Source organism: Bacillus fonticola (assembly GCF_012955605.1).
GTDB classification, from domain to species: domain Bacteria; phylum Bacillota; class Bacilli; order Bacillales; family JC228; genus Bacillus_CG; species Bacillus_CG fonticola.
This window is the reverse complement of record NZ_CP052135.1, coordinates 2057490-2070865: the sequence shown is the minus strand read 5'-3', so window position 1 is coordinate 2070865 and position 13376 is coordinate 2057490. Positions and strand designations below refer to the sequence as shown.

At 42.7% G+C, this 13376-nt stretch carries 16 protein-coding genes; 10 read left to right on the top strand and 6 right to left on the bottom strand.

Going from position 1 to position 13376, the window contains the following annotated elements:
- The first annotated feature begins 140 nt into the window (after window positions 1–140).
- The 3 genes from cccA to HHK01_RS10220 all read left to right on the top strand — a co-directional run bounded on the left by cccA (window position 141) and on the right by HHK01_RS10220 (window position 2355).
- Window positions 141–488 (top strand): cytochrome c550, encoded by a 348-nt coding sequence (gene cccA / locus HHK01_RS10230; protein WP_170007696.1) that lies wholly within the window; start codon window positions 141–143, stop codon window positions 486–488.
- Window positions 489–556: 68 nt separating this feature from the next.
- On the top strand, window positions 557–1255 hold the full coding sequence (locus tag HHK01_RS10225; RefSeq protein ID WP_194241263.1) for a tRNA (adenine(22)-N(1))-methyltransferase: 699 nt from the start codon (window positions 557–559) through the stop codon (window positions 1253–1255).
- Window positions 1252–2355, top strand: a complete 1104-nt coding sequence (locus HHK01_RS10220) for a Nif3-like dinuclear metal center hexameric protein (RefSeq protein ID WP_228027539.1) — start codon at window positions 1252–1254, stop codon at window positions 2353–2355. Before HHK01_RS10225 ends, HHK01_RS10220 begins: the two co-directional genes overlap by 4 nt.
- A 52-nt stretch (window positions 2356–2407) precedes the next feature.
- Here the strand turns inward: HHK01_RS10220 and HHK01_RS10215 are convergent, their stop codons facing one another.
- Together HHK01_RS10215 and vrrA are read right to left on the bottom strand one after the other, a co-directional pair.
- Window positions 2408–3385 carry a 4-hydroxy-3-methylbut-2-enyl diphosphate reductase gene (locus HHK01_RS10215; RefSeq protein ID WP_170007694.1) on the bottom strand — a complete coding sequence of 326 codons (978 nt, stop codon included), beginning with the start codon at window positions 3383–3385 and terminating at the stop codon, window positions 2408–2410.
- Between the two features lie 96 nt (window positions 3386–3481).
- Window positions 3482–4276, bottom strand: a complete 795-nt coding sequence (gene vrrA, locus HHK01_RS10210) for a VrrA/YqfQ family protein (RefSeq protein ID WP_170007693.1) — start codon at window positions 4274–4276, stop codon at window positions 3482–3484.
- 286 nt (window positions 4277–4562) lie between these two features.
- Here vrrA and HHK01_RS10205 point away from each other — a divergent pair, with 286 nt between their 5' ends.
- A complete protein-coding gene (locus HHK01_RS10205) occupies window positions 4563–5873 on the top strand; it encodes a DEAD/DEAH box helicase (protein ID WP_170007692.1) in 1311 nt (436 codons plus the stop codon).
- A 24-nt stretch (window positions 5874–5897) separates the two neighbouring features.
- Entirely contained in the window at window positions 5898–6794 is an 897-nt protein-coding gene (locus HHK01_RS10200; protein WP_170007691.1) for a deoxyribonuclease IV, read from the top strand.
- A gap of 107 nt (window positions 6795–6901) precedes the next feature.
- Here the strand turns inward: HHK01_RS10200 and HHK01_RS10195 are convergent, their stop codons facing one another.
- Window positions 6902–7162, bottom strand: coding sequence for a DUF2624 domain-containing protein (locus tag HHK01_RS10195; protein WP_170007690.1), 261 nt, complete (start codon window positions 7160–7162; stop codon window positions 6902–6904).
- Between the two features lie 99 nt (window positions 7163–7261).
- On the opposite strand from HHK01_RS10195, the gene HHK01_RS10190 reads away from it, so the two are divergent.
- From HHK01_RS10190 to HHK01_RS10175, 4 genes are all read left to right on the top strand, one after another.
- Window positions 7262–8137, top strand: a complete 876-nt coding sequence (locus HHK01_RS10190; protein WP_170007689.1) for a YitT family protein — start codon at window positions 7262–7264, stop codon at window positions 8135–8137.
- Window positions 8138–8272: 135 nt separating this feature from the next.
- A complete protein-coding gene (locus tag HHK01_RS10185) occupies window positions 8273–9049 on the top strand; it encodes a metal ABC transporter ATP-binding protein (protein ID WP_170007688.1) in 777 nt (258 codons plus the stop codon).
- Window positions 9046–9891 (top strand): metal ABC transporter permease, encoded by an 846-nt coding sequence (locus HHK01_RS10180; protein ID WP_170007687.1) that lies wholly within the window; start codon window positions 9046–9048, stop codon window positions 9889–9891. Before HHK01_RS10185 ends, HHK01_RS10180 begins: the two co-directional genes overlap by 4 nt.
- 67 nt (window positions 9892–9958) lie before the next feature.
- The gene (locus HHK01_RS10175) at window positions 9959–10378 is read left to right on the top strand and encodes a Fur family transcriptional regulator (RefSeq protein ID WP_170007686.1); all 420 of its coding nucleotides are present in this window, start codon (window positions 9959–9961) and stop codon (window positions 10376–10378) included.
- Window positions 10379–10430: 52 nt separating this feature from the next.
- Here HHK01_RS10175 and HHK01_RS10170 read toward each other — a convergent pair whose 3' ends face one another.
- Entirely contained in the window at window positions 10431–11015 is a 585-nt protein-coding gene (locus HHK01_RS10170; RefSeq protein WP_170007685.1) for a hypothetical protein, read from the bottom strand.
- A 67-nt stretch (window positions 11016–11082) separates the two neighbouring features.
- On the opposite strand from HHK01_RS10170, the gene HHK01_RS10165 reads away from it, so the two are divergent.
- Entirely contained in the window at window positions 11083–11577 is a 495-nt protein-coding gene (locus tag HHK01_RS10165; protein WP_228027538.1) for a DUF4190 domain-containing protein, read from the top strand.
- 59 nt (window positions 11578–11636) lie between these two features.
- Here the strand turns inward: HHK01_RS10165 and ispG are convergent, their stop codons facing one another.
- Together ispG and HHK01_RS10155 are read right to left on the bottom strand one after the other, a co-directional pair.
- On the bottom strand, window positions 11637–12737 hold the full coding sequence (ispG, locus tag HHK01_RS10160; protein WP_407646957.1) for a flavodoxin-dependent (E)-4-hydroxy-3-methylbut-2-enyl-diphosphate synthase: 1101 nt from the start codon (window positions 12735–12737) through the stop codon (window positions 11637–11639).
- Between the two features lie 175 nt (window positions 12738–12912).
- Window positions 12913–13245: a hypothetical protein gene (locus tag HHK01_RS10155; protein WP_170007683.1), complete on the bottom strand. Its 333-nt coding sequence runs from the start codon at window positions 13243–13245 to the stop codon at window positions 12913–12915.
- Window positions 13246–13376 lie beyond the last annotated feature (131 nt).

The following is a 13376-nucleotide window of genomic DNA, read 5'->3' as shown; positions in this document are numbered from 1 at the left end:
TTATGTCAAAATGTTCACAAATGGACAGGATTTCCGTCGAAGGGCTTTCCCTTGTAGCCGATTTCAAGTAAAATAAAAATTGCTGATATTGCACTTTTCTATTTGACAACAATTGTCGTACATAAGGGAGGTAGCTTAACATGAACCGAAATCCGCTTATCCCATTTGTCCTTATTATGGTCTTCGGGATCGGACTAGTCTCTTTCCTCTCCGCTATAGGGCTGAATGACCTAAATGAAGCTGAAAACGGAAGTGAAGAAGTCGTAGTACTTGAACCAGAAGAACGGTACCAACAATCTTGTATTTCATGCCATGGTCAAAACTTTGAAGGTGGTGCAGGTCCGTCATTGTTAGGTGTGGGTGAAAGGTATTCTAATGAAGAAATTCAAGACATTCTTTTAAACGGAAAAGAAGGCGGGATGCCAGCAGGTTTGGTACCGCAAGAAGAGTTAGAGCCATTTGTCGAATGGTTATCGTCGCTTGAATAATAACGAAAAAATCCTTCTTCTTGGTTAAGAATCAAGAGAAGGGTTTTTTGTTCAGTTGGAGGGAAGTGATGAAAAAAGTGCTATCTCAACGCCTAGAGTGTGTTTTGTCCTATATTCCTATAGGGTCTGTACTTGTTGATATCGGCTCAGACCATGCGTACTTACCGACAGAGGCTGTAAAAAGAGGCGTTGTACAAAAAGCAATTGCCGGTGAAGTAGCCCAAGGCCCTTTTTTAGCAGCACAAAAAGAAGTGATACAAAGTGGTCTCACTGCCTCAATCGATGTACGGAAAGGGAATGGACTAGAAGTTTTGGAAAAAGAAGAGGGAGATTGTATTGTCATTGCAGGTATGGGCGGTACATTAATTGCTTCCATTCTAGAAAACGGAAAAGACAAACTTTCAAAAAACATGACGCTCATTTTACAACCTAATATTGGCGGAAAAAGTGTCCGAAATTGGTGTGTGCAAAATGGATGGAAATGCGTGGACGAATGTGTGATGAAAGAAGATGGACATCTATACGAAATTATTGTTGCAGTCTTTTCCCCTGCGGAGAGCCATCTCACGGAAAAAGAGCAATTATTCGGCCCGATCTTACTGCAGCATCGTGAAGATTCAGTGTTTCGTGAAAAATGGGAGCGGGAACAGCACGAATGGGCACGTATTTTACGGCAACTTGAACAAGCAAATGGAAACGAGGCTGTAGATGAAAAGAGGCGACAATTGAAAAAAAATATTCAATACGCAAAAGAGGTGTTCTCTTGACGATCGTAACAGGAAAGAAAATTATTCAGGAGTTTGAACAATTCTCACCACCGTCTTTAGCAGTCGAAGGAGACAAAATAGGCCTTCAAATCGGTACGTTGGACAAGCCTGTATCTAAAGTGTTAGTTACTTTAGACGTGTCAAAAAAAGTAGTAGAGGAAGCTATTTCTATTGGAGCAGAGCTAATCATAGCACACCACCCTCCCATTTTTCGTCCACTGAAAACGATTCCTCATAATTCTGTGTTCACGCTTTGTATTCAGCATGAAATCGCCGTCTATGTAGCACACACAAATTTGGATGTAACAGTGGGGGGCGTGAACGATTGGTTTAGTGAAAGGCTTGGTCTTCAAAATACGTCTATTCTTGCCGAAACAGGGTATTCCCCCCTCGTGAAGGTGGCTGTGTATGTTCCGGAAACTCATGAAAGAGAAGTAAGAGCAGCCTTAGGGGACAATGGTGCTGGTGCAATCGGGTCGTATTCTTATTGCTCTTTTACTTCAAAAGGCCTCGGGAGATTTTTACCGGGAGAAGATACGCATCCTCACATTGGACAACATGGAAAACTTGAGACGGTGAATGAAGTAAAGATTGAAACGATCGTCCCGGAAGAGAAATTACCTTCTGTATTATGCGCGATGAAGAATGCACACCCATACGAAGAAGTAGCCTACGACTTGTATTCTCTCAAGCAAAAAGGAGCAGAATATGGGCTGGGAAGAATCGGTGAGCTAACACATAGTATGACATTGGTCGGATTTGCTCAGTTTGCAAAGGAGCGGTTTGGTGTTCAAGGGGTTCGCTATGTGGGAAATGGAGAAGCACTTGTACGTCGTGTGGCCGTACTTGGAGGCGATGGGAACAAGTATATTCAAGCAGCTAAACAAAAAGGAGCAGATGTACTTGTGACGGGGGATATGTACTTTCACGTTGCACAAGATGCGGAAGCTTTAGGGCTGTCTATCGTTGACGTAGGTCACTATGCAGAATACGTCATGAAAGAAGGCGTTGTAAAGGAAATGCAAAAACGCTTTAATTATGAGAAAGTAAGCTGGGTTGTATCATCCATCAACACAGACCCATTTACTTTTGTTGTGTAATACTAAAAAGCGAGTTTCTTCTGCCGATAGCAAGAAGAAACTCGCTTTTATGTTAAGTAGCCTGTTGCTGATCTCGTTGAGGGATTTTTGTGTTTTTCTTTACTTTAGGTAAAATCTTATGGAGCGGAACTTGGCGTTCGCGTGTCCATGTAGATTCATCGTTTGCGTTAAATTGTTGCAAGAAGGTAAGTACTTCCTTCGTAATCTGGGTTGGGGTGGAAGCACCTGAAGTGAGCGCTACAGTTTTCGCTTCTCGTAACCACTCAATTTGTAATTCAGTCACATCAGCAATTCGATACGCCTTCGTTCCGGCAATTTGCTCAGAAACTTGGGCAAGACGATTCGAATTATTGCTTTTCGGGTCTCCGACAACGATCGTGATATCCGCTTCGCCTGCTTGCTCGGCGACTGCTTCCTGACGAACCTGGGTAGCTAAGCAAATTTCTTTATGCTGCTCCACATATGGAAATCTTTCACGTATGCGGTCCATGAGGTCCACTACGTCCCACTGACTCATCGTCGTTTGGTTCGTCACAATGAGTTTGTCCCGGTCTAGCGAAAGAGCATCTACTTCTTCCACTGTTTCCACTAAATGTACGTGTTCAGGAGCGACCCCAACGGCACCTTCTGGCTCAGGATGGCCTTTTTTTCCAATATAAATGACGTCGTATCCTTCTCCCACTTTTTTACGAATGAGATCGTGCGTACGAGTGACATCAGGACACGTTGCATCGATCGTCGTGAGGCCTTTTTCCATAGCAATCTTTCGTACTTCTGGAGATACACCATGTGCTGTGAAGATAATGGTGCCTTCATGTACTTGTTCTAAAATCGTTTTGCGATCCTTACCGTCAAGTGTACGAATACCTTCTTCCCGGAACGCATCCGTGACATGACCATTGTGGACAATCATTCCTAAAATATAAATAGGTCGAGGTAAAGAGGGGTCTAAGGTTGCATTCCGTGCAATGACCATCGCATCCACAACCCCGTAACAATACCCACGAGGAGAAATCTTAATTACATCCATTGTGCGCATGCCTCCTAAAAATAATGCACTTTGCTCGCACTCTAGTGTTTATTATATAGGAGATTCGTAGAGAACTCAAAGATTGATTGTCCCCCACTAAATGTACAGCTTCACTTTGGAGCTTCGCTGTTTTTTTGATTTAGATCGTTCTACAGCATCGGTATCTGAATCGGAAGTGGTTTTTGTTGTTGACTGTACACCACTAGTCGACTTCTTTTTTGTTGAGACCTTTTCGGATTTAGTGTTAGTAGATGATGTCGTTTTCTCTTTTTGTTCTATATCTTTCTCACCTTTTCCCACTTCTTCTACTTCTTCTTGTTCCTCATCATTTTCTTCATCTTCCGTACTCTCTAGGTCTACGTCTTTCAGCCCTTGATAAAGTCTCCACATAGCAGGCAGGTTGCGTACCATTGGTCCATATTGTTGAACCATGGGGGTGACTTGTTGGGCCGTTTTCACCATACCTTGCGCCTTGTGTAAAAAGTTCATGACCCCACCTGTACCACTTGCTGCTCTCGTTGCACCTCCAGCGCTTCCAAGCAAGGAACCTGCACTTGATTGGACACCTTCAAAGCCTGTTAACCCTGATGTAGCCGCTCCACCCTTCCCTCCAAGGATTTTTGCTAATAGCCCCCCGCCACGGGCACCGGTACCTGTGCTCGGGTTGCTTCCAGCTCCACCAAGAAGCTTTCCGAGACCACCTCCGCCACCTGTTGCACGGGGTGCCCCAGAAAAACCTCCACCAAAAGACTGACGAGTCGCACCAAACGACAACGGATTTGCCTGCGGGGGTGAGAATCGGGAACTTTGCATAAATAGACCTGGTCCTCCGGATGGTGGTCGCAAGAATGAATTTCCTCCAAACGGACCAGGTGAACCAATAGGTGGCATAGAGCTCCTCCTTTTTTGAAATATGACGTCTCTTCTATAGTATTGTATGCAAAGAGGGACACTTCGGTTTCAAGCACGTTCGATTTCGTTGAGGATTGACACAGGTCGTGTTTTAAGTAGTTCACAAAATGTTCCGCAAGAAGTCCACTTGTGAAGTTTTTTTGGTGATTTATTCAAAACCAAACTTGTTTTTATTGAAAAAGTATTCCGAATACTCCTGTAAGTGGAGATCTATTAAGAAAACCATTATAATGAAGGGATGAACAAAAGAAAGAGGCGGAAAAACATGAAGAATCACCCATTTCAATCCTTTTCGATCAAGCCATTTTTGGTCGATGCGATAGATAAAAAAGGATTTCAGCAACCGACTGAAATTCAACAGCGTGTCATTCCTATGATAAAAAAAGGTCGTAGTGTCATTGGACAATCTAAAACGGGGTCAGGAAAGTCTCATGCTTTCTTACTGCCTGTAGTTGATAAAGTTGATCCATCTCGTGCCGAAACACAAGTGGTTATTGCCGCACCAACTCGCGAATTAGCTACCCAGTTGTACCAAGTTACCCGCGAGTTAGTTGCAGACGCTGATGAAACGTATAAAGTAAAACGGTTTGTCGGAGGAACGGATAAGGCACGTGATATAGAAGCGTCAAAAGATGCACCACATATCGTCATCGGGACACCGGGAAGATTGCGTGATTTAGTAAAGGAACAAGCGTTGTCTGTTCACAAGACGGAGATCTTGATTGTCGATGAGGCAGACATCATGCTTGATATGGGATTCATTGAAGAAGTTGACCAAATTGCTTCTCGCATGCCCGAGAACTTGCAAATGTGCGTATTTTCAGCAACTATTCCTGAAAAATTGCAGCCATTCCTGCAAAAATACATGGAAGATCCTCGGTATGTTCAACAAACAGAAGTGAACACGACGCCGTCCAAATTGGTTCATTGGGTACTGCCAGTTCGGTCGAGTGATCGTTTAGAGAGATTGTATGACGTTTGTACAAGTTTCCAACCGTACTTAGCTATAATTTTTACGAACACAAAAAAACGAGCTGAGGAAGTACATCGCTTCCTCACTGAAAAAGGTTTGCGAGTAGGGCAGATGCATGGTGATTTAGCACCACGAGAGCGTGCTCGTATGCTCAAACGAATACAATCGTTAGAATTTCAATATGTGGTGGCAACAGATCTAGCTTCACGGGGGATTGACCTGGAAGGGGCTAGCCACGTCATTAATGATGCTCTGCCAAAGGATCTCGATTTCTATGTACATCGTGCTGGCAGAACAGGACGGGCTCAGTACGAGGGGGTTGCGATTACACTCGTTTCTCCTGATGAGGAAAACCAGTTAGATGCGCTAGAGTCACGCGGTCTTCCTATCCAAATGAAAGAGTTGAAAAAGGGTGTGTGGAAAGATGGTAAGCCACGTCACCAACGAACGACTCGTAAAATGACCGCATCTTCAGACGAAAAGCAAGTAAGGCAAAAAGTGTATAAGTCGAAAAAAGTAAAGCCTGGTTATAAAAAGAAATACCAAAGAAAAGTCGATGAAAAAATGAAACAACATAGACGAAAACAACAACGTCAGAAGTAAAAAGTATGTAAAGGAGAGGGAAGCTTGATGAAAATTGGTTCTCACGTATCTATGAGCGGAAAGAAAATGCTGCTTGCGGCAAGTGAAGAGGCAGTTTCTTACGGAGCAACGACGTTTATGGTTTACACAGGAGCGCCGCAAAACACGCGTCGCAAAAAAATCGAAGACTTGAATATTGAAGCGGGCTGGGAGCACATGAAAGCGAACGGGATTGAAGAGTTTGTCGTGCACGCGCCATACATTATTAATATTGGAAATACAACAAATCCGAGTACATTTAAGCTCGGTGTAGATTTCTTGCGCTCTGAAATTGAGAGAACAGAAGCTCTCGGGGCAAAGCAAATTGTACTACACCCAGGTGCTCATGTTGGCGCTGGTGCTGATAAAGGCATTGAAAAGATCATCGAAGGATTGAATGAAGTGCTCACGGAGTCTTCAGGTGTGCAGATTGCGTTAGAAACAATGGCCGGAAAAGGAAGTGAGTGTGGTCGTACATTTGGCGAACTTGCTGCCATTATTGACGGTGTAACACATAATGAGCGCTTGTCTGTTTGCTTTGATACATGCCATACTCACGACGCAGGCTATGAAATTGTAAGCGACTTTGATAGCGTGCTCGAACAGTTTGACCATACAATCGGGATTGATCGCTTAAAAGTACTCCACATTAACGACAGCAAAAATAAAAAAGGAGCTTCAAAAGACCGTCATGAGAATATTGGTTTTGGTCATATCGGATTTAAGGCTTTAAATAAAATTGTTCATCATCCGCAGCTGGCGCATATCCCAAAAATTTTGGAAACCCCTTATGTAGGAGAAGACAAAAAGAACAAAAAGCCACCTTACAAATATGAGATCGACATGTTCCGCAATAAAACCTTTCAAGAAAAAGTGTTAGAAGTGATTGTTGCAGAAGCGTAAAAAAATCGCTTTTCAACAAGCATATGGATTTTAATGGAGTTAGGGCATAGCAGTGAGACAGGTAGAAGGTCGACCTTTTTAAAAAAGGAACCGTCTACCTGCAGCACTTACCCTTGTTTCGTTAATTGAAGAAATAATTGATTTGCCTGTCGTGCCACGTTCGGTCCGGTTATTTTGGCAATTTCCTTAATTAAGCTTGTGCGTTCACGAGAGTCAAAAATGTTCCACTTCTTTGAATGAATCACGTTACAAATACTGCTTGCTTGTTCATTCGTGAGGGAAATGTCATATTCATTACCATAATCTTGTATTTCAGATGGTGTAATTGTACTCAATTTATGATTGACGACATGTTCAAAAAGTTTCATGCGCTCGCCTCCCTATGTGATCTATATGAAGGGATGCGGGCTAATGTGCGCAAAAAGAGTTAGCTGTTTAGAAAAAGTCAAGAGAGAGGATGAAACGATATGGAAAAGCGGCATAAAAAAGAAAGTAAGCTTCATTTTCTATACCGGGTAGTGATGATTGTCATCGGCGCTGGAATGGCGGCCGTTGCGATTGAATTGTTTCTTGTGCCAAACGAGATTATTGATGGTGGTATTATTGGGATCTCACTCATCCTCAATTATATTACTCCAGATTATTTGCTCCTCAGTTTTGGGGTATTCGTTATTATATTGAATATTCCTTTCCTTTACTTTGGCTATAAACAAATTGGCAAAACATTCATGGTCTCTACTTTGATAGGGATTGTCGCGCTAGCTATTATCGAGCGATTTCTGTACGTATTCGATCCATTTACAGATCAGATGGTTCTCGCAACCGTGTTCGGTGGATTACTTCTTGGTTTTGGTGTAGGACTTGTCATTCGACACGGAGGCTCAATGGACGGCACAGAAATTTTAGGAATTCTCCTTTCAAAAAAACTCCCTTTCTCAGTAGGCGAGTTCGTCATGTTTTTCAATATATTTATTTTCGCTTGGGCGGCATTTGTATATGGACTGGAGCAGGCCATGTATTCGGTCATGACCTATTACATAGCGTTTAAAACGATTGATACAGTCATTCAAGGGTTGGATGAGACGAAAGCAGTATTCATTATATCGGATCAGCATTCCGAAGTGTCAGACGCCATTTTAGACCGATTAGGGCGAGGAACGACGAAACTAAAAGGAAAGGGTGGCTACACAGACGAAGAGAAAGACATTATTTATGTGGTGATCACCCGTCTTGAAGTGACAAAGCTAAAGTCACTCGTACACGATGTGGATCCCACTGCATTTTTGACGATTATGGACACTCAGGAAACAAAGGGAGCTAAGTTTAAATCTGCTATTCATTAGGGAAACATCACATATTGCACACCGTGGAGGTGTTGCAGGTATGTGAGTTTTTTTGTTTACAGGAAAGCTCCTGATCTGTATACTAAACAAATGTGAATGTAAATCGGAATCATTCTGAAAATGGAGGTGGGTAGCATGACAGAGCCTCTCATCCAAGTAGAAAATCTTTCGTACAAATATGAACAAAAATTCGTTCTTGAAAATGTTTCTTTCAGGATTGAGAAAGGGAGCTTTGTCGGGATTGTCGGACCAAACGGATCCGGAAAAACGACATTATTAAAGTTATTGCTTGGATTATTACCTGTTCAAAACGGAACGATTCATCTGTTTGGAGAGCAAATTCAAGATTTTCACAATTGGGTGGAGATTGGATTTGTATCGCAAAAGGCAAACGCTTTTAATAGTGGTTTTCCGGCCACTGTTCTAGAAGTCGTTTTAAGTGGTTTAGTGAAAAAGCGCGGTTGGTTTCGCTTCTACACAAACCGTGATCGCGAGAAAGCGATGGAAACGCTACAGGTAGTGGAGATGGCTGAATACGCCAAACAGCCAATTGGCGAACTTTCAGGCGGGCAACAGCAACGTGTATTTATTGCCCGGGCGCTCATCCAAGATCCGGAAGTACTTATTTTAGACGAACCGACTGTAGGCATTGATGCCAGGAGAGTGGACGCTTTCTACTCCCTGTTGGAATCTCTCCATAAGGATTACGGCAAAACGTTACTCATGGTGACACACGATATTGGTACGGTGTCTCGAAAAGTGGGGGAAGTGTTGTGCTTGAATAGAACTCTCCATTTTCACGGGGATGCCAAGGAGTTTCGAAAGTTGGAAGCAGGGGACATTGCGGCGATTTACGGTCAGGATGTTGTGCTTCTTTCACATTCCCACGAGCACGGGGGAGATCATTCATGATGTACGATTTTTTTCAATATGATTTTTTGCGATACGCGCTGTACACAGCACTACTCATTGGCTGGTTAGCTCCGTTACTTGGTGTGTTCATTGTGGTAAGACGAATGTCTTTTATTGCAGATGCTCTTAGTCATGTAGCACTAGCTGGAATCGCTTTTGGGATGTATGTTGAAAAGAAATTTTCCATCCCAGTTCAACCCCTTCAAGCAGGAATGGCATTTTCAGTCCTTGGATCTTTATGGATCGAGAGGCTTCGGGGTGTTTATAAACAATATCAAGAATTAGCTATACCCATTCTTATGTCACTAGGGATTGGTCTCGGTGTGCTGTTTATTTCATTAGCGGATGGTTTTTCCACAGATATTTTCTCGTACTTGTTCGGAAGCGTCAGTGCAGTTAGCCGTCAAGATTTTATAAGTGTGTTGGTAGTGGCCGTGGTCGTGGCTTTTTTCATCGTTCTTTTTTATAAAGAGTGGTTTGCAGTTTCTTTTGATGAAGAGCACGCAAAAGCTTCTGGACTACCTGTAAAAGCCTTGCATGTGTTGTTCATTCTATTAGTCGCCTTCGTCATTGCAGCTTCTATGCGCATTGTAGGCGTGCTCCTCGTTTCGTCTATGATGACACTTCCGGTAGCAGCGGCAATGAGAATAGCAAAAAGCTTCAGGCAAACCATTATTTGGTCAATCCTATTTGGAGAATTTGCTATCATTACGGGATTGCTTTTAGCGTATGACCTCAACATTGCGCCGGGAGGAACCATTGTACTTGTTAGTGTCTTTTTACTCATTGTGGCTCAAGGGTGGAGACGTACTCAACTACGGACAAAGCCATTAAGCGTGTGATATACTGAGCAATAGGAAGCTGTTTAGTCTGAGTACACTTTAGAAGTGAGAGTGAGGTGGCGAAAGTATGAGTGTTGAGGAAGCGATGGAGTTGTTAAAAGAAAAAGGTTATAAACATACTGGAAAGCGTGAGGAATTGTTGCAGCTGTTCAGTGAACGTGACCAATACCTAAGCGCAAAGGATGTTTTACAGGCGCTACAGGCAAGCTATCCACGTGTTAGTTTTGATACGATTTATCGCAATTTGTCCTTATTTTCGACATTGGGCATCTTTGAAGAAACCGAACTATCTGGTGAAAAACATTTCCGTTTTCGCTGCACACATTCCGCGAACCACCATCATCACTTTATCTGTCTAACGTGCGGGAAGACGAAGCAGATTGCTACGTGTCCAATGGAAATATTACGTGAAGATTTAGCTAACTACCAAGTGGAAGACCATAAATTTGAAATATACGGCACATGCCCTGATTGCGTATCCAAATGAGCTTAATACAAAGAGGATCTTTCTCCTGAAGGATCCTCTTTTGTATGGCTTGTTAGCGGTTGTTACTTTCCAATTTCAACTGCTCCCAACTAGCAAGCCAATTGTCTGCTTCTTGCCAGTTCACGATGCGAATGACACCTTCTGGAATAGGGTCCCGATTATAAGGTGCATCAAATAGTAACACGGGGATTTGACATTTGTTATGTATATCTACCGCGTTATCATGCTTGTCCTCTAAAAATACATCAATTTTATAATGTTTTGCAGCGTTCACTTTGTCATGGCTCCCGATGCATTCTATATGATGATACTCTACTCCATGCTTATGAAACCACTCTATCGTCACATCTAATACAGAAGTAGGTCTGGCACTTAAAAAATACAACTCATAACTATTCATCCATCTCGTCAAAATTTCTTTAGCGCCCTCTGCAAGTATAGAATCTTTGTACATCTCGCGTTCTGTATCTTGAAACCACTTGGCGAATACTTCATGAGAAACGCCAACAGCTTTTGTTAAATCATAATCGGTAATATCCTTCAAAGTTAGTTCCATTTGGAATTGTTTATTAAGGAATGGAAGTAAGGAACTTTGGTCTGTCACTGTCCCATCGATGTCTATACCTAAACGTATCATGCCAAAAACCCCTCTCTCTTCTATAAGTGTAGCATAGCAGGAGCGATCCATACTTATAAATTTTGGCATGATGAATTCTCCATTTTTCACACACAATAAGAAAGCTCCATCAACTACTTTAAAAAGTGAGGGGAAGAAGATGGACACACAAAATGAAAAAGAAGAAAGACGTCCAAATGTAATTGATGAGGGACAAGTTGACCACGTTCCGACTGGTCGATATGAAGATAATGTTGACATGGAAGCCCGAAGAGAGCATGGAGACTATATTGAGGAAACGTCTGCTGAATTAGCTGCGCCTGTCACAATGGACAGAGAGGATCGATACGCAGACGAAGCGAACGGCATAAAGGAAAAAGCAGACAACGGAAAAATGTATGGATATATCGGGGTAGCGTTGTCACTTCTTTCCCTGTTCATGCTCCCAGTTTTATTTGGAGCGACGGCGATTATATTAGGGTTTATCGCTCGACGTAAAGGGGCAAGCGGTTCTGGTATGACGGCTATTACAATTGGTACAATTTCTATTGTCATTGGTCTGTTTGTCCTTCCGTTTTTCTAAGAGTGAGTTAAAAAAACGCTTGATCCTCACTTACCTGGGGATCAAGCGCTTTTTGTTTTTTACGCTTCTTGTGTTTTTGCTTCTTGCTCTTTACGTGCGTGTTCCTCTGCAAGGATATCGATTTCTTTTTTCAATTCCTCCACCATTGTTTCTTCAGGAACTTTACGAACTGTTTTCCCATGACGGAATAACAACCCCTCACCACGAGCTCCCGCAATGCCAATATCCGCTTCACGAGCTTCCCCAGGACCATTCACCGCACAACCAAGCACCGCAACCTTAATAGGGGCTTTGATTTTTGAAATATATTCTTCTACTTCATTGGCGATGGAGATCAAATCAATCTCAATCCGTCCGCATGTTGGACAAGAAATTAGGGTGGCCGCATTTGAGGCAAGTCCGAATGATTTCAACAACTCACGAGCGACCTTTACTTCTTCAACAGGGTCTGCTGAAAGAGAAATACGAAGTGTATTCCCAATGCCTTTGTGCAAAATTGCCCCAAGACCTGCAGCACTCTTTACAGTTCCAGCAAACAGCGTACCTGACTCTGTAATGCCAAGATGAAGTGGGTAGTCGAATGCCTTGGAAGCCTTCTCATACGCTTCAATAGCTAAATTGACATCAGATGCCTTCATGGACACAATAATATCGTGAAAATCAAGGTCTTCTAAAATCTTAATGTGGTGAAGGGCACTTTCGACCATTCCATCAGCCGTTGGGTAACCATACTTTTCCACAATCTTTCGTTCTAAGGAACCTGCATTTACACCGATTCTGATCGGGATTCCTTTTTCTTTCGCTGCTTTCACAACAGCCTCCACTTTCTCGCGACGGCCGATGTTTCCAGGGTTAATCCGAATTTTATCCGCTCCACCTTCAATTGCTTTCAGTGCTAAGCGATAATCAAAGTGGATGTCTACGACGAGAGGAATATTAATTCGTTTTTTTATTTCAGGGATTGCATCTGCAGCACGCTCATCTGGGCAGGCCACGCGTACGATTTGACATCCAGCTTCTTCTAATCTATGAATCTCTGCAACGGTCGCTTCCACGTCATGTGTTTTCGTTGTCGTCATGCTTTGAATAAAAAGTTCGTTGCTTCCACCAATCGTCAAGTTTCCAACCTTCACAGGTCTCGTCTTTGAACGATGTATCATTTCAGTCAAGTTGATCGCTCCTTTTTATAGAAAGGACTAGAGGGAGTTCAAAAGTATCCTCTTTTTTGAACTCTAATAAGCATACATTCCTATTGTAACAAGCATGCAGGAGAATTGACAAGTTGAAGGTTTGGAATTACATGTATTTTAATAAGTGATCGCTCTCTGTTCTTCATTAATACAGAGGAAAACGATACGTTTCACCAGCTTGAATCTCCTCTGCTTTGAGTCCTTCATTTAATTCTTCAAAGTCTCGTACGATCCGCTCGATCGGGACGGGGATAGACTGATGTGCGTCTTCAACAATAGTGAGGACGGTTTCACCACGCTCCACTTTTATCTCTTCGTACGGTTGTCCAGACACTTCAACTGCCCCAACCTGCTCTGAAGTCTCTTCCGCTCCAGCAGGGGAGGGGAGACTAGGTAATGATAAAGAACCGACACTTAGATCATAATACACCGTATAAAGTATAACGACGACAAGTACTATAGCACCTAGACGTTTCATGTAAGGACAACCTCCTTTTGTGCCCATGTATATGGTGAGTAAATTGAAGTTATGACTAAAATAGAAGAAGTATAAAGGATGAGGTTGGGGAGTAACCGGTAGCTTTTATAAAATCTTAGCCAATTGTCTGT